This is a genomic window from Aeromonas genomosp. paramedia (assembly GCF_023093515.1).
In the GTDB taxonomy this organism is placed as follows: Bacteria; Pseudomonadota; Gammaproteobacteria; order Enterobacterales; family Aeromonadaceae; genus Aeromonas.
Genome location: NZ_JAAROG010000075.1, coordinates 1 through 242, shown reverse-complemented (window position 1 = coordinate 242; position 242 = coordinate 1). Strand labels below are relative to the sequence as shown.

The 242-nt window shown below is 43.0% G+C and carries 1 protein-coding gene; it reads right to left on the bottom strand.

The annotated features are described in order from the left end of the window. Positions 1 to 242 (bottom strand): CbrC family protein (locus tag HB860_RS22105; RefSeq protein ID WP_247627970.1); only part of this gene is annotated, 242 nt, incomplete at both ends.

The window sequence follows — 242 nt, the reverse complement described above, 5'->3', positions numbered from 1 at the left end:
AGATAACCCTGACAATCACCACCCTTTTGCAGGCATTTAGCTAGATCAGAATTTCTAATACCGAAATTCTCACAATCTTCTTCAAGGTTGGCAAATTCATCGAGGCGATCTTTTATATCATTCCAGCCCACATAGCCGATAAAAGCACAGAAATCGCCACAATGCGCAAGCCAGAATTCCTGTTGCCATCCATGATAACCTGGCGTGCGTTCAACCAACTCTTTCAGCATTTCATCAGGATA